General features: G+C 64.4%; 12 protein-coding genes. 7 read left to right on the top strand and 5 right to left on the bottom strand.

Annotation, left to right across the window (positions count from 1 at the left end; translation table 11 throughout):
• The first annotated feature begins 196 nt into the window (after positions 1-196).
• The 5 genes from RT123_RS09650 (at position 197) to RT123_RS09630 (ending at position 7,818) form a co-directional block, all read left to right on the top strand.
• Positions 197-1,441, top strand: a complete 1,245-nt coding sequence (locus tag RT123_RS09650; RefSeq protein ID WP_313008920.1) for an MFS transporter — start codon at positions 197-199, stop codon at positions 1,439-1,441.
• A 521-nt stretch (positions 1,442-1,962) separates the two neighbouring features.
• Positions 1,963-2,550, top strand: coding sequence for an RNA polymerase sigma factor (locus RT123_RS09645; RefSeq protein WP_055753921.1), 588 nt, complete (start codon positions 1,963-1,965; stop codon positions 2,548-2,550).
• On the top strand, positions 2,547-3,491 hold the full coding sequence (locus RT123_RS09640) for a FecR domain-containing protein (RefSeq protein ID WP_313008918.1): 945 nt from the start codon (positions 2,547-2,549) through the stop codon (positions 3,489-3,491). Before RT123_RS09645 ends, RT123_RS09640 begins: the two co-directional genes overlap by 4 nt.
• A complete protein-coding gene (locus tag RT123_RS09635) occupies positions 3,478-6,627 on the top strand; it encodes a TonB-dependent receptor (protein WP_313008917.1) in 3,150 nt (1,049 codons plus the stop codon). Before RT123_RS09640 ends, RT123_RS09635 begins: the two co-directional genes overlap by 14 nt.
• Before the next feature lie 78 nt (positions 6,628-6,705).
• Positions 6,706-7,818, top strand: a complete 1,113-nt coding sequence (locus RT123_RS09630; RefSeq protein ID WP_313008915.1) for a pectinesterase family protein — start codon at positions 6,706-6,708, stop codon at positions 7,816-7,818.
• Between the two features lie 64 nt (positions 7,819-7,882).
• On the opposite strand, the gene RT123_RS09625 is transcribed toward RT123_RS09630, so the two are convergent.
• Together RT123_RS09625 and RT123_RS09620 are read right to left on the bottom strand one after the other, a co-directional pair.
• Positions 7,883-10,396 (bottom strand): FtsX-like permease family protein, encoded by a 2,514-nt coding sequence (locus RT123_RS09625; RefSeq protein ID WP_313008914.1) that lies wholly within the window; start codon positions 10,394-10,396, stop codon positions 7,883-7,885.
• A complete protein-coding gene (locus RT123_RS09620; RefSeq protein WP_313008913.1) occupies positions 10,393-11,085 on the bottom strand; it encodes an ATP-binding cassette domain-containing protein in 693 nt (230 codons plus the stop codon). Before RT123_RS09620 ends, RT123_RS09625 begins: the two co-directional genes overlap by 4 nt.
• A 240-nt stretch (positions 11,086-11,325) precedes the next feature.
• On the opposite strand from RT123_RS09620, the gene RT123_RS09615 reads away from it, so the two are divergent.
• Positions 11,326-11,862: an arylesterase gene (locus RT123_RS09615; protein WP_313008911.1), complete on the top strand. Its 537-nt coding sequence runs from the start codon at positions 11,326-11,328 to the stop codon at positions 11,860-11,862.
• A gap of 106 nt (positions 11,863-11,968) precedes the next feature.
• Positions 11,969-12,181, top strand: a complete 213-nt coding sequence (locus RT123_RS09610) for a hypothetical protein (protein WP_161638586.1) — start codon at positions 11,969-11,971, stop codon at positions 12,179-12,181.
• A gap of 772 nt (positions 12,182-12,953) precedes the next feature.
• Here the strand turns inward: RT123_RS09610 and RT123_RS09605 are convergent.
• The 3 genes from RT123_RS09605 to RT123_RS09595 all read right to left on the bottom strand — a co-directional run.
• Positions 12,954-13,997 carry a DUF2891 domain-containing protein gene (locus RT123_RS09605; protein WP_313008909.1) on the bottom strand — a complete coding sequence of 348 codons (1,044 nt, stop codon included), beginning with the start codon at positions 13,995-13,997 and terminating at the stop codon, positions 12,954-12,956.
• 2 nt (positions 13,998-13,999) lie between these two features.
• Positions 14,000-14,965 carry a DUF979 domain-containing protein gene (locus tag RT123_RS09600; RefSeq protein ID WP_313008908.1) on the bottom strand — a complete coding sequence of 322 codons (966 nt, stop codon included), beginning with the start codon at positions 14,963-14,965 and terminating at the stop codon, positions 14,000-14,002.
• Positions 14,962-15,373: 5-oxoproline transporter, DUF969 family subunit (locus tag RT123_RS09595; protein ID WP_313008907.1), on the bottom strand; the 412-nt coding region annotated here is incomplete at its 5' end. The genes RT123_RS09600 and RT123_RS09595, both read right to left, overlap by 4 nt.

The raw sequence follows: 15,373 nt of genomic DNA, 5'->3' as shown, positions 1-15,373 counted from the left end.
CTCAAGGCCTGTGTACTTTCATGAGCGACGCCCATACGCCGACGTGCCGCACGATCCTCGCAAAAACCCTAGCATCTGACAGCGTTGTCACAAGTGATTTGCTGATCGCATTTTGTTGCAGCTACTCACACCGGATGACGCGATGATCGCGCTAGCAAGCGCGTCGGGCCACGTGCCATAGAGGCGGCGCCGCTCGATGGAGGAGGGTGAAGTTTCCAACCGTTCTCAAACCCGTCGCACGTCTCTGGTGTTGGCGGCGTATTTGGTGCTGTTCCTTGCCGCCTTCATCGGTCTAGCGCCCCTGTTCCAAATCGTCGCTCCGCTCCACGCCGCCGCTCTTGACGCCCGAGGTAAAACGGAAATCCTTAGCCGGGCCATGGTCTGGGGCGCGATCACGGCCGCCGTGGCGAATATCGCCATGGGCGCGATCAGCGACCGGACGCGTTCGCGGTTCGGGCGTCGCCGACCTTGGATTGCGCTCGGAGCGGTGCTGACGGTTTTAAGCTACGTTGGCATATGGCGGTCGTCGACGCCGGACGAATTCGTATGGGCCTTGGTCGGATTTCAACTTGCGTTCAACGTGCTCATGGCTCCGCTCTCAGCTGTGTTTGCGGATCGCGTACCGATTTTGCTGAGAAGTACAGTCTCGGCGATGCTGGGACTGTCGTATCCGCTCGCTGTCGCTCTGGGCTCCAGTCTGATGGCGCTCGGTCCGCAGCACGAACCCGGCAGATTAGCGCTTTTGGCGGGTATTCTTATCGGTGCGGCCGCTTTCTTCCTCATCGTTTTCGACGAGCCGTCTTCGGAACGACAAGGCAGTGCGCCGTCAGCCTACTCTGGCAGGACCGGACATCTGCTAGCCCCGTTCGAATCCCGCAGTTTCGCGACGGTCTGGACTGCTCGCCTCCTGATTGCGACCGGTTATGCTCTCGTCAGCACTTACCTGCTGTATTTCGTCACCGATGCCGTTGGATGGCCAGGGCGTAGTCCGGAACGGTCACATGCTGTGCTGACGGGCGTAGCGTTTGCGAGCGTCGTAATCATTGCTATCACAATGGCGCTGTTCGGGGCGCGCATCACGCGGCGTCAACCCATTGCTGTCATAGGAGCAGTGGCCCTTAGCTTCGGGGCCCTCGCCTTGGCGATCACGCCGTCATGGACAGTCGTGATCCTCGCCTTCGCGCTCTATGGAGTGGGGCAGGGGGCCTATGGATCCGTGGAAATGGGATTGATGGCGGACGCCCTTCCCACCCAAGACAATCGTGGTCGGGATATGGGCCTCAACAACCTGGCAGTGGCCTTACCGCAGGCGATGGCCCCAATCGCTGCCCTTATTCTGGAACGTGTAGGTTTTGATATCCGGGGCCTCTACGTCGCAGCAGCAGCGTGTTTCGCTGCTGCTGCGGTTGTTATGACCCTATTTCGATCAGCCCGGACATAAACGTTGTTGGATTAACCTGCACGGGCTGAATGGTGCTGTCAGGTTGCCCGGTGCAAGATGCACGTTGCCCGCCCGCCGAGATATCAGGCGGGCGGCGCCACCTATGCGGCCTGAGCCTCCCGGCGCAGAAGCTGCAAAGGTTTAGTCGGCTGATGGCTCATGGCGGCAGTTGGCAATGTCCGCTCTTCGACAGTACATTGCACTATCGCTTCAGCCAAATCTGGCTGAGTATTCGCCTGTCCAGCCACACCGCACGGGGCATATCGGCACTCGCGGCGCACACCCTGATCCTGAGGGTTATTGTGGGGCGGATCTCTGGGTCGGGAGTGCAGCGGGGGGAGGAGGCAGTACCGCACGCCGCACCAGCATGCCGTTAGTGGCTTTGGTCTCGCCTTGAAATCACTCAAGGCTGTCAGCGTCATCCTCACAACGCCAGGCACTGCGCATAGCCATCTCTTTACGTTCACCATCTCCCGAATGCCGCGTTTTGACGGAAACGCCGCCGCCGCGCATCGTGACCCATGGGGGAACTGAAATTGGCTCAAGGCGGTGGAAAATCGGAACGAGAGCGCGTTCGCTGGTTGGGGCATGAAATCTTGCCCCACGAGCAGGATGTTCGCGCTTGGCTTCGGCGATCGCTTGTGACCTCCAACGATGTCGATGATGTCATTCAGGAATCGTATTGCCGATTGGCCAACCTGAAGGCGGTCGAGCAGATCGAGAGTCCTCGCGCTTATTTCTTCCAGACCGCGCGGTCTGTCGTGCTTGAGCAGATGCGCCGCGCCCGCATTGTCCGGATCGACGCCGTGACGGAAATCGACGCCCTGCGCATCGAATGGGACGAACCGTCGCCAGAGCGTATCGCCGGGGGACGCAAGGAACTCGAACGCGTAATGAAGATCGTCGCCACATTGCCCGAACGCAGCCGACGCATCTTCGAGATGCGCCGCGTGCTGGGGCTGTCTCAAAAGGAGATCGCGCGCCAGTTGGGCGTGTCGGAGAACGTGGTCGAGAACGAAGCTGCGCGCGGGTTGAAAGCCGTCCTGGCAGGCTTGGCAAAGGCTGACGCTAATGTCGCCCCATCATCGACCGGGGAGCGGCGTGCATGAGCCGTGAAGCTTCCACAGAGATCGACGCGGCGGCGGCCAATTGGGCCGCTCGACTGGACGCAAACGTGATTAGCGCGTCCGACCAGGCGGCCTTGGACGACTGGCTGGCTGGCGACAGCCGTCGTGAGGGCGCTTTGTGGCGGGCGCGGGCGGTCATGGCCTTGATGGTCGAGCCCATGCCTCAGACCCAAACGCATCGGGCGCCGGCGAAGCCCGACCGTCGCGTGCTTCTCGGGGGGATGGGATTGGCGGCGGCTGTCGCGGCCGGGGTCGTTCTGACGCCGATCTTGTCGCGTCAGCGCTACCGGACCTTGGTGGGCGAGATTCGCCGCGTGCCCTTGGCCGACGGGTCGATGGCGGCGATAAACACCGACACGACATTGGACATCCGCTTTCAGAAGGCCGAACGCGCCGTGATCCTTGATCAGGGAGAGGCGTGGTTTCAGGTCGCAAAAGATCGAGCGCGGCCTTTCGTCGTGGCGGCGGGCGATGTCCGCGTCCAAGCGGTCGGCACTGCCTTCTCAGTTCGCCGCAAGTCCGGCGGGGCCGAAGTTCGCGTGACGGAAGGCGTCGTGGAGGTCTGGAGCGACAAGGGCGCTGGAAAAATGCGCCGCCGCGTCGCCGCCGGTGAACAGGTGTTCGTCAGCGACCAGGCCGGCGCGTCCAGCCCGGTGAAGCGTCCGCTGGAAATGGACCGAGCGCTGTCTTGGCGAGAAGGGCAGATTGTTCTGGATGGCGACACGATCGGCGCGGCGGCAGCTGAGTTCAACCGCTACAACAACCGCAAGATCGTGATCGTCGATCCGGATCTGGAAGGCCGTACCGTGGTCGGATGGTTCCGCACCAATGAACCGGAAAGCTTCGCCCAGGCGGTGGGCGTCGCCCATGACGCGAGCGTGAAGGTGGGCGCAGATGTCATCATGCTGGGTGGCGCCGGATAAATCTTTTCTGTCCGGCGACGGAAAGTCGATCGTCGAACATCGAGACTCTCGGAACCCTCGAAGAAGGGTCCGGGAACCAGGAAACAGAAAAAGGGAGGGCCGACGCATGGCCATGTCGCGAAACCAAGGCGCGAAGGCGTCGCTGATGATCGCTGTCAGCACGATGGCGCTGGCCGGTGCCGGCGCCGTTCAGGCTCAGGCCATACAGTTCAATGTCCCGGCGCAGCCTGCCTCGACCGGCGTGCCGGCCTTCGCACGCCAAGCGGATCTTCAAATCCTGGCGTCGACCGAAGCGGTCGCAGGGCAACGGACCGCCGCTGTGCAAGGCGTCTATTCGGTTGATCAGGGGCTGGGCCGGCTCCTGCAGGGCAGCAACCTGGTGGTGGCGTCCAACAACGGCCGGACGGCAGTGCTCGCCGGCGCGAGCGTCGCGCCCCAAACCGTCGCCCAGGGGAGCGAGGTCGAAGACCAGGCGGACGAAGTTGAAACTATCGTGGTAACCGGTTTCCGTGCGTCGCTGGGCAGCGCGCTGACGGCCAAGCGACGAGCTAATGGCGTCGTCGATGTGATCAAGGCCGAGGATATGGCCGATTTTCCGGACGCCAACCTTGCGGAGTCCATTCAACGGGTGCCTGGCGTCTCCATCGCACGCGACGCTGGCGAAGGCCGTCAGATCACGGTGCGAGGGCTGGGGCCGCAATTCACGCGCGTGCGCATCAACGGCGTCGAGGGACAGAGCACCGCGTCGGGCACGGACAGCTCAGGCGGCGCCAACCGCAACCGAGCCTTCGACTTCAATGTCTTCGCGTCCGAGCTTTTCAACAGCATCACGGTCCGCAAGACCGCCTCGGCCGAGACGGAAGAGGGGTCGTTGGGGGCTACGGTCGATCTGCAGACCGGTCGTCCGTTCGACTACGCCGGCGCCAACCTCGTTGTGTCGGGCCAATACGGCTACAATGATCTGTCCCGGGAATGGGACCCGCGATTTGCGGCCCTCGCCAGCAATACCTGGATGGATGGGCGTCTCGGAGCCCTCGTCTCGATGGCCTACACCAAACGTCGGCTTCTGGAGGAAGGACATGGTTCCGGCGGCTGGCTCAACGGGACCGAGGCTGGGGGCTATAACCCCGCATCACCCTTTGCCGATGCGAGGCGGGCCGATGTCTATACGCCTCGTTTTCCGCGCTACGGACGCCTGACGCACGATCAGGAGCGCTTAGGCCTGACGGGATCGGTGCAGTTCCGGCCGCAGGAACAGACGCTGATCAATCTTGATCTGCTCTACTCCGACTTCAAAGCCACCCGTCAGGAAAACTGGCTGGAAGCCCTGTCCTTCGCGCGCAACGCGTCGCAGGGCGGCCGACCAGAAATCATCGTGCGCGACGGCGTCATCGATGCCAAAGGCGACATGGTCTACGGCCTGTTCGATGACGTCGATGTGGAGACTGAAACTCGCTACGACGAGCTCGACACCAAATACACGCAAGGGACACTGAGCCTGGAGCACGCGTTCAGCGACCGGGTTAGGATCAAGGGCTTGGTGGGCTATTCCAAGTCTGATTTTGACAATCCGATCCAGACGACGGTCATTTTGAACCGCGAAAATTCGGACAACTATTCATACGACTATCGCGAAAACCGCAACGCGCCATTGATCCGGTTCGGTTATGACGTGACCGATCCGCTGGCCTACAACTTCGGGGCCCCGCGCTCGGAAATCCGACTACGGCCGCAGGGCGTCACCAACACGATCAAGACCGCGCAACTCGACGGCGGCTACGATCTGACGCCGTCGCTGACGCTAAAGGCCGGGGTTAACTACAAGGAATACGAGTTCGACTCCTGGGCGCTGGCGCGGGTCAACGAAGGCGTGGTGCCGCAACTGCCTGCAGGCGTGACCCTGGCCAGCCTGACCGAGTTGGTCAGCGGGTTTGGTCGCAATCTTGGCGCACCGAACGGCACCGTCACCAACTGGATCGCGCCGAACCTCAACGCCTTTGCCGACCTGTTTAACATTTACAGCGGCACGGGACTGTTCGAACTCAGCGGCGCCTCCAATGCCAATGCGCGCGGCAACATTCGCAATGTGACCGAGAAGGACTCGGCGGCCTACCTGCAGCTCGACTTCGACACCGAGCTCGGCGGCGTGCCAGTCCGCGGCGATATCGGTGTGCGCTACGTCAAGACGAAGCAGAGCTCGACCGGCTATCAACTGGTGGCCGGCGCCGCGCAGCAGACGACAGTCGATCGCGACTATGACGACGTTTTGCCGGCACTGAATCTGACGGCCGAAGTCACGCCGGACTTTCTGGTGCGGTTCGGCGCCGCCAAGGTCATGACCCGTCCAAACCTCGGCAGTGTGACGCCGGGCGGCAGCCTCAGCACGGTCGGCGTGTTCAGCGTCAGCTCGGGCAATCCGTATTTGGATCCCATCCGCGCCACGACCTACGATTTGTCGGCGGAATGGTATTTCGCGCCTGACGCCCTGCTGTCAGTCGGCCTGTTCTACAAGGACATCGAAAGCTACATTCAAACCTCTCGAACCTCCCAGCCTTTCAATCAGTCCGGCTTGCCGCTGGAGTTGCTGAACGGCCTGGGTGTTTCGCCCAGCGACGTCTTCCTGTTCAGCCAGCCGGTGAACACCGAAGGCGGTCCGCTGAAGGGAATCGAGATCAGCTACCAACAGCCCTTCACCTTCCTGCCCGGGCCGTTCGACAATCTCGGCACCATCTTCAACGTCACGCTGGTGGACTCCAAGATCAGCTATATTTCCTCGCGATCGCCGACGGGCTTCGTCGAAAATGATCTGCTCGGCCTTTCGAAGACCGCCTACAACGCCACCCTCTATTACGAAGACGATCTGTTCAGCGCCCGCGTCTCGGCCGCCTATCGCGATCGCTATCTGACCGCGGTCCCCAGCGGTACCAGCACCAATGACATCGATGGCGTGCGTGACATCGTGACGGTGGACGCGTCGGCCTCCTATGCCTTGACGGACCGCATCAAGGTGACGTTCGAAGGCTTGAACCTGACCGACGCCTTCAATGAGCAGTACACGGACAGTCGCCGGGATAGCATCTACGTCTATTCGCACACTGGAAGGCAGTACAACTTCGGCGTCCGCTACACCTTCTAAGACACTCCCACCTCCCCCGGGAGACTGGGCGCTGAACGGCTCGCCGGTCAGCGCCCTCTTTTTCCATTCGGAACCAGCATGCGTTTGTCCCTTTCGCGCCGTCAGGCGCTCGCCACCGCCGTCGCCCTACCGATCATGGCGTCCGGTCGATCCTGGGCTGCGACGGCTGGATACGACGCCGTGGTTGGGACTGAGGATGCCGGTCGTCGGGTCGGCGCGCCGGCCTATCCCACCCTTTCCGCCGCCATCGCCGCCGCACCGGCAGACGGATCGAAGCCTTTTCGCATCTTGATCACGCGCGGCATCTGGACCGAGCAAGTCGTGGTGGATAAGCCCTTCGTTCATCTGATCGGCGAGGATCGGTCAGGCTCGGTGATCAATCACCTGGCGGCATCGGGATTGGCGGCGCCGGATGGGCGGATGTGGGGCACATTCCGCACCCCGACCCTGTTCGTCCGCGCGCCCGATTTTCACGCCGAGAACCTGACGATCAACAATGCCTTCGACGGTCTGGCGGAAATGACCAAGCCGAACGGCCTGCACTCTCACAATGGCGCAGGGCCCCAGGCCGTGGCTTTGATGATGGACAAGGGGTCGGATCGCGCAGTCGTCCGCAACTGCGATATTCTCAGCTATCAGGACACCTTGTTCCCCGACGCGGGCGCGACCCTGTTCGAAAACTGCCTGATCACTGGCAGCTATGACTTCATCTTCGGCGGCGGGCGCGCCTGGTTCGAACGTTGCGAAATCCGATCGCGACTGCGTCCCGCCGATCCGGTCGAAGGCTACATCGCCGCGCCAAGCACGCCGATCGAGCAGGACTACGGCTTTGTCTTCCACGATTGCCGTCTCACCAGGGACGCCGGCGTCCTGCGGCATTCCGTGTTTTTGGGACGCCCTTGGCGACCGTCCAGCACCTTCCCTGATGGTCGGTACGGCGATCCGAAGTTTGTCGGCGCAGCGACCTTCCTCGACTGCTGGATGGACGACCATATCGCGCCGGCGGGCTGGACCGAGATGTGGTACACCGGCCGCGACGGCAATCCCCGCACAATGCTTCAGCCGGAAGACGCCCGCTTAGCTACCTTCGGATCGCGCGGACCTGGTCGCGCAGACTTTTCGCGGGGCAAGCGTCTGACGCACCCGCAGGCGAGGCGGATCGATAGAGCTGCCGTCATAGGACGACGCTAGCCGCTATGCAGCGTGCTTAATTTTCCGAACCGGCATCCAGGCGAACTGGACGTTACCATTCCGATCAATCCGACCGAAGAGCCGGCGCCGGGCGACGCGACAGGGCGTGCAGGGCCGCCACACCGCCGCCCAGAGCCGCGACCCCCGTGGCGCTGGTGAGAAGAAGAACGACGCCGGTCCAGTCCACGCTCCAGGTCGCCTTGAACGCGAGGGTCACGACAGGCCAGGCCCCGGCGGCGCCGAGAAGCAGGCCGGCCAGACCGGCGATGGCGCCGACCAGGCTGTATTCAACGAGGTAGGCGGTCAGGATTTGGGTGTGGGAGCCGCCCAGCACCTTGAGTACGGCGGCCTCGCGCGCCCGCTCGCGCACGCCCGCCGCAATAGCTCCGATAAGAACGAGCAGGCCCGCGAGACCGGCGACGGCCGCGGCCCCGCGAATGGCCAGGGCGAGGCGGTCGAACAGGGTGGCGGCGGCCTCGAGCTGCTCGCGGACGCTGATGATGTTCACCTCTCGGAAGTCCGCGCCAAGCGCCTGGGTCAGGGCGCGTTCTTCGGCGGGGGAGGCGCGGGCGATGGCGACGCTGCGCGGATTGGCACCTTCGATGGCGGCGGCGTTGAGGACGAGCAGGAAGTTGGTCCCGAACCCGCCCGGCTCGGTCCGACGAAGGGCGGCGATGCGTACGTCCATCTCGCGGCCCAGCAGTTGCAGGGTCAGGCTGTCGCCCACCTTGAGATTAGCGGCCTTGGCCAGATCCCGCGAGAGTGCGATCTGAGGCGGACCGGCGTAGTCTGCGGCCCACCATTTGCCGGACACGACATTGGCATCGTCCGGCGCGCCGGCCAGGGCGGACAGGAGAATGTCCTGATCGAAGGCCCAGCGTTCGCCTTGAGGCAGGGCGTCCACATCGACCGGCGCGCCCTTCAACCGCACGATCCGCCCGGTCAGCAGGGGAAGGCGCCGGTAGCGATCCGGTCCGGGCCTCGCCATCACCTTCGCCACCGCCGCATCGAACGCCGCGCCGCGATCGGCGGGGATTTCCGTGAAGACGACGGATGGGGCTGATCGTGGTGCGACCTCGGTGATCTGGCCCAGCAGGCTGGACTGGATCAGGACGACCATGGCCAGAAGCGCGACGCCCAGGCCGATGGCGGGGGAGGCGGTGCGCGCCGCCGAGCGCGGCCCGGCGAGATTGGCCAGTCCCAGCCGCACCGCCCCGCCGGCGTGTCGTCTCAAACGCCCGGCCAGGAAGGCCGCCGTACGGCCGAGCGCCCACAGAAGGGCGAAGGCGACGACCGTGCCGCCGATCAAGGCCGCCGCTGCAAGTTTGGACGGCGCGGTCCAAAGGGCCAGCCCCGCCAGCCCGATGGCGGCCAGGACAGCGAAGACCAGCTCGACGCCGAGAATAGGTCGGTCGGTAAGCTGGCGACGAAACAAGGCGGAAGGCGGCGTGGCGCGGGCGCGGGCCAGGGGCGCGAGCGCGAAGGCGGCGGCCGCCAGAAGGCCGAATGTTCCGGCCTTGACCAGTGGCGCCGGATAGACTGCGAAGAGGGCGGGGATGGGCAGGCTGTCCTTCGCCAGCACGCCGATGACGAGCGGCGCGACGGCTCCGATCAACAGCCCGATAGCGACCCCGACGGCCGCCAACACGCCGATCTGGATCAGGTAGATGTCGCGGATCAGCCCGCCCTCGGCGCCGAGCGCCTTCAGCGTCGCGATCGACGGTTTGCGCCCCTCAAGATAGGCCGAGACAGCGCCCCCGACGCCGAGCCCGCCGGCCACCAGGGACGCAAGACCGATGAAGCCCAGGAAATACTCCAACTGATCGATCAGCCGTCCGGCGCCGGCGGCGGCCTTGGACCGATCCCGGGCTTCGAGCCGACTTTGGGGAAACCGCTTTTCGATGCCAGCGATGGCGGCCTTGGGATCGACGCCAGCGGGAAGGGCGATGCGCACCGCCTCGCCAAACAGGCCGCCGGGCGCGAGCAGGCCGGCCTGTTCGATGGCGGGAACCGTCGTCACCACGCGCGGCCCTAGTGCAAAGCCCCGACCCAGTCGGTCGGGTTCGGCCAGCAGGACGGCGCGGGCGACGAACCGCGCGCCGCCGACGGTGAAGGTGTCGCCGAGCTTGAGATTTAAGCGGTCCAGCAGTGCCTGTTCGACGACAGCGCCCGCTAAGCCGTTCTCGACGCGCAAGGCCGTGGCCAGATCAGGTGCGCCGGACATTTCGACCGCCCCGACCAAGGGATAGGCGGCGTCGACCCCGCGCATATCGACCAGACGACGCTCGCCGGTTTCGGTTTCGGCCATGCCGTTGGCTCGCACCGAATAGGCCACGGGGCCCAAGGCGGCGAAGGCGGCGCGTTGGTCAGGGCTGAACCGGCCCTGGTCGAGGCTGAACACCACATCGCCGCCGAGAATCTCCCGCGCCTGACTGGCCAGCCCCTGGCGGAAGGCCTCTGCGGTCGATCCCGAGGCGGCGATCGCCGCCACGCCCAGCGCCAGACAGGCCAGAAAGATTCGAAATCCCGCAACTCCGGAACGGAGTTCGCGGCGGGCGAAGCGGAAGGCGAGCCTCATGCAGAGGCCTGCGCCGGGGCGACGATCTGGCCGTCGCGCATCGTCACGATCCGGTCCGCGCGCGCGGCGAGACGGTCGTCATGGGTCACCATGACCAGGGCCGCGCCGCTGTCGCGCACGAGGTCGAACAGCAAGTCGGCGACCAAAGCGCCGTTGGTCCCGTCCAGATTTCCGGTCGGTTCGTCAGCGAACAGAAGCTCGGGCCCGACCGCCAGGGCGCGGGCCAGGGCGACGCGCTGCTGCTCGCCGCCGGACATCTGGTGAGGATAATGCGACCTCCGGGCGCCCAGGCCGACCCGCTCCAGCCAGCTGCGCGCCAAGGCCACTGCTCCCGGCCTGTGGGCCAACTCCAGCGGCGCGGACACATTTTCCTCGGCCGTCATATTGGGCAGGAGGTGGAAGCTTTGAAAAACCAGAGCGGCGCGTCCCCGACGCAGGCGGGCGCGGCCGTCCTCGCCCAGCGCGGCCATATCCTGACCGAACAGCATGGCTCGGCCTCGAGTCGGGGTTTCCAGCCCTGCGGCGATGGAGATCAGCGACGACTTGCCCGATCCGGAGGGACCGACGATGGCGACCGTCTCGCCCGGCGCTATGACCAGGTCCACGCCGCGAAGGATTTCCACGGGTCCTGCCGCCGAGGGCAGGATGAGGACGACGCCGTCGAGGACGAGCGGAGCGGCTGAAGCCATCGATATGTCGCCTGCTGGATTGGGGTGAGGAAAGCCGATCCCTATATGGGGGCGCAGATCATGACTCCAAAGCCCTCCTCACCCATGCCGTCCATTCCACGCCGCACGCTCCTGACCGGAGGGGTGGGGCTCGTCCTCGCCGGATGCAGCGCCTCGAAAGAGGACACGTCAGAGACCCCAGCTAAGCCCTCGGTCTCGCCTTCACCCACGGCCGCACCTTCGGACGGGCCGGAAAAGATCGTGACCCTCTTGGGCGATTCCATCACCGCCGGATTCGGCCTACCTTCCGCCGAGGCTCTGCCTGTGCGCCTGGAACAGGCGTTGAGGGCAAAGGGGCTCCGGGTGAGGGTTCGCGGCGCCGGGGTTTCGGGCGACACGACCGGCGGCGGACTGGCTCGGGTCGGCTACAGCGTCCAGGACGACACCGACCTGTGCATCGTGGCCCTGGGGGGCAATGACATGCTCCAGGGCGTCCCCCCCCAAACGGTCAGATCCAATCTGGAGTCGATCATCGCGTCGCTGAAGGCGCGCGATATTCCCGTCCTGCTCGCAGGGATGAAGGCCCCGCCTCAATACGGCGCCTACGCCGTCGAGTTTGACCGCATCTTCGCGGACCTGGCGCGCAAGGAAGATGTTCCGACCTATCCTTTCCTGCTGGAAGGCGTGGCCCTGGATCGCCGTTATAATCAGCCAGACGGCATCCATCCCAACGCTGAAGGAGTGCGCATCATCGCAGACGGCTTGGCCCCGGTCGTCGCAAAAGCGCTGTCTGTGTAATCGAGGACGCGGCGACGTTATGAGATCGCACCGAGCCTCCGATTGCTCGTCGCTTTGTGCGATGGAGCTGACTGTTGTTTGAAAAGAATTCCTGTCTGAGCGTCCTATGCCGAAATCCAACGACACCGTGCATCTGCGCTTCACGCTAAAGGGCGAAAGCGGTCCATTCTGGCAGACCAATGCAACAGTGGCCTCGGTCGCCAACGGAACCGCCCTGCTCGACGGCCTGGACCGCCAGATCGCCGCCCGTATCGCCGATTTTCGCCGAGCCGGGGAGGGCCGTTGGACGCTCGATTTCGAAGTCCGAGCGCGGCCGTGACCACTTCTCTGTCGTAGTCCGTCTGCATCACATGCCTGAATGCCTGAGACTAAAAGGGGGTGCTGTCAGGCAGCACTGCCGTCAATGGTCGGCCAAGGCGCATCGATGTGGCCCGCGAGAACCGCCATCAGACCGAAGCGTCATTCAGTGAGCCGCTCCGATCTCCACCTTTTAAGACCTTTGCAGATTGCTGCATTTTGCGCTGAAGTTCGGCGAACTCAAATCCATCGGACCTATTATCGCTGACTCGCTCGGGAGCGGCATATGCCTGCTGGTAGGCTACTACGAGATAGACATTTTCGCGAAAAGCAGCGGGTTCACCAGCGGAGTACATAGATGTGGACTCCCTGACTGGCACGAGTTCGGGCAGCCCAACATCGCCGACACTTATGACGGTCATTAAGCTGTATCAGGATGCTCTTGATCGACTTTGTGCGAGTCATGGCGCAAACGCGTCAGCGTTCGCCGCCCCAACTGCTCGCCTTGCTACCGACAGCAGATACAGCGGCCATTTCACTGTCACCGTCGAATACCAGAGGGGCCGCCCGTCGATCGACGAATACCTCGGCACACCGGGCCGCAAGCTGAAGGTCCGCAATGGATCGGCTTTGACCGTTGGCATTGCGCCTTAATGCAGACGCCCAACTCACCCGCGGAACGTCGTGTTTACGGCAGGTTCGTCACGACCGCTCATGGCGCGTCTCGGACATTGATGATTTGAAACGGCAAACTCTCGCGTTCAGCGATAGACGAATGGCGTCGGGGTTCTGGTTCACGGGCTGACGGCCCACCCTTTCTTCTGCAAGAACGCGAGAAGGGCGAAGCTGGCCAGCCAGTGCTCGCCCATATAGTCGCCAGTGACATGCTCAAGCGCGACATCAAGATGGCGATCGGCCGCGTCAGCGGCGATGGCGCAGACCGGAGAGTCGCCAGGAAGGGCAGAGGCGACGCCGCGCCAGCACCAGGCACGGCTGAGATTGAGTCCGTCCAGATGGGCGATCTTGCCGTCACTGCGGTCGCTGACGCGGGCGGGCGACAGCAGGGTCGCCGGCTCATGCGCCGCGAGACCGGGCAGGAAGGCGGCGAACCAGCTCTGGAAATTGTCCGGCGGCAGGATGCGCCGCATCAGCTCCGCCACCATCAGGGCCGGAGACAGGAACTCGTCCTGGGACGGCTCCCAGGCCTGGCAGTCTCGATCGTTCGCGTGCCAGGCCAGGGCGACCTTGCGGCAGAGGGCGGCCAGGTCGGCGTCGTGGGCGTCCGCATAGTCCAGGGTCAGACGAAGGGCGAAGGCGGTGTTGGTGTGGGTCCCGACCCGCACCGGATAGTCAGCCAGCGGCAGAAAGGCCTTGAACCGTTCGGCGAAGACCCGGGCCAGCGGTTGCAGGGTCTCGAACCAACGGCGGCCTTCATCCGTGTCATGCCGCGCCAGTTCGGCGGTCAGCATCAACAGCCAGGCCCAGCCGTAGGGACGCTCGAACCCGCGCGCCTCGGGACGGGCGAGATAGGCGGCCTCGCTGGCGACGTTTGCGGGCGTGAACAGGCTGTCGGCCTTGGCGCGGATGGCCTCGGCCTCCGGCATCTCGGGATGGAGACGATACAGGGTGAACAGGGTCCACCAGCCGTGGACGCAGGAGTGCCAATCGAAGCTGCCGAAGAAGATCGGATGCAGCGCGCGCGGGGTCTGCGCATCCTGCGGTCCCGAGAGCACATGCTGGATGATGTTGGGATATTCGCGCGTCACATGGCCGAGCGCGGTCGAGGCGAAGCGGGAGGCGAGGGCGGCGTCGAGCGCCTGAGAAGGGCAAGCGGGCATGATCAGAACCGGAAGGCGAGGACATACATCAGCAGGATATTAACCACGAGCATGATGGCCGCAGTCGGCAGCTGGGCGCGGATAACGCCGTTCAGAGGCGCATTGCGGTCCGGCAGTTCCAGCAGATTGGCCGGCACGACGTTGAAGTTGGCGGCCATCGGCGTCATCAGGGTTCCGCAGAAACCGGCCAGCATGCCGATAGCGCAGACGATGGCCGGATCGCCGCCGAACTGGTGCACCACGATGGGCAAGCCTATGGCGGCGGTCATCACAGGGAAGGCGGCAAAGGCGTTGCCCATAATGATTGTGAACAGGGCCATGCCGGCGCAATAGGCGAAGACGGCGAGGAAGGCCGAGGTCATGGGGATGACCTGGGCCACCAGATCGCCGACCACCTGACCCACGTCGGCGGCGAGGAAGATCGCACCCAGCGAGGCCAGCATCTGCGGCAGCAGCGCGGCCCAGCCGATGGAGTCCATCAGGCGACGGCCTTCCTGCACCGGGGCCATGACCGGCGGTCGGAACCAGATCAGGGCGACCACCAAGGCGACGACGCAGCCCAGGCCTAGCGAGATCAGTGTCGTCTGCACCGGCGAGATCAGCCAGGCCCCGGCCGTCGTGTATTTAGCCAAAAGCGTGCCGCCGACCGCGACCAGGGGCACCATCAGCGCCGGCACGAACAGGGCGTTCTTCCAGCGCGAGGCGCTGGCCTGACGTTGCTCGCCGGTCGTGGTGACGGGCTTGCCGACGCCCAGCCTGCCCATCGCGCCGATGACGACCAGGGCGATGACCAGAAGGCCGTTGCCGAAGTCGCCCAGCGACGAGCCGAACAGCAGGGCGACGGCGATCAGGCCCCAGAACAGGGCGCTGCGGTACCGGGTCGGATTCAACGGGTCGCGCAAGCTGAGGATCGAGAAGGCCGCGAACATCAGGCCTGTCGCGACATAGGCGTGTTCCAGCGTGATCATTGCCCGGCCGCCTCACCCTCGAGGACATCAGGTACGGTCATATCCTTCCGGACCTGACGGTCGAACATCAGCAGGCGTGAGCCGTGGACCAGCAAGGCGACGATGGCGGTGGGGATGGCCCACAGCGAGACGTGCAGGGCCTCGACCCGCACTCCGGCCTGTTCCAGGAAGCCGACGATCAGGACGATTGAGCCGATGGCGATGAAGATGTCCTCGCCGAAGAACAGGCCGATGTTGTCGGTGCCGGCCGCCATGCCGCGGATGCGAAACCTGGCCCTGTTGGTCAGTGGGCCATGTTCGGTCTCGGCCGCGCCTTCAGCCATCGGCGCGATCAGGGGGCGAACCATCTGGGGATGGCCGCCCAGTGAGGTCAAACCGAGAGCAGAAGTCACCTGGCGCACGATCAGA

The sequence above is a fragment of the Brevundimonas vesicularis genome (assembly GCF_032067225.1).
GTDB classification, from domain to species: Bacteria; Pseudomonadota; Alphaproteobacteria; order Caulobacterales; family Caulobacteraceae; genus Brevundimonas; species Brevundimonas vesicularis_F.
The sequence above is the reverse complement of the archived record's forward strand: the minus strand, read 5'-3'. Positions and strand labels throughout refer to the sequence as shown.

Excerpts from the sequence above, each read along its gene's own strand:
- RT123_RS09650 (WP_313008920.1), top strand. The coding sequence starts at position 197 with ATGGAGGAGGGTGAAGTTTCCAACCGTTCTCAAACCCGTCGCACGTCT.
- RT123_RS09645 (WP_055753921.1), top strand. The coding sequence starts at position 1,963 with ATGGGGGAACTGAAATTGGCTCAAGGCGGTGGAAAATCGGAACGAGAG.
- RT123_RS09640 (WP_313008918.1), top strand. The coding sequence starts at position 2,547 with ATGAGCCGTGAAGCTTCCACAGAGATCGACGCGGCGGCGGCCAATTGG.
- RT123_RS09630 (WP_313008915.1), top strand. The coding sequence starts at position 6,706 with ATGCGTTTGTCCCTTTCGCGCCGTCAGGCGCTCGCCACCGCCGTCGCC.
- RT123_RS09625 (WP_313008914.1), bottom strand. The coding sequence starts at position 10,396 with ATGAGGCTCGCCTTCCGCTTCGCCCGCCGCGAACTCCGTTCCGGAGTT.
- RT123_RS09620 (WP_313008913.1), bottom strand. The coding sequence starts at position 11,085 with ATGGCTTCAGCCGCTCCGCTCGTCCTCGACGGCGTCGTCCTCATCCTG.
- RT123_RS09610 (WP_161638586.1), top strand. The coding sequence starts at position 11,969 with ATGCCGAAATCCAACGACACCGTGCATCTGCGCTTCACGCTAAAGGGC.
- RT123_RS09605 (WP_313008909.1), bottom strand. The coding sequence starts at position 13,997 with ATGCCCGCTTGCCCTTCTCAGGCGCTCGACGCCGCCCTCGCCTCCCGC.
- RT123_RS09600 (WP_313008908.1), bottom strand. The coding sequence starts at position 14,965 with ATGATCACGCTGGAACACGCCTATGTCGCGACAGGCCTGATGTTCGCG.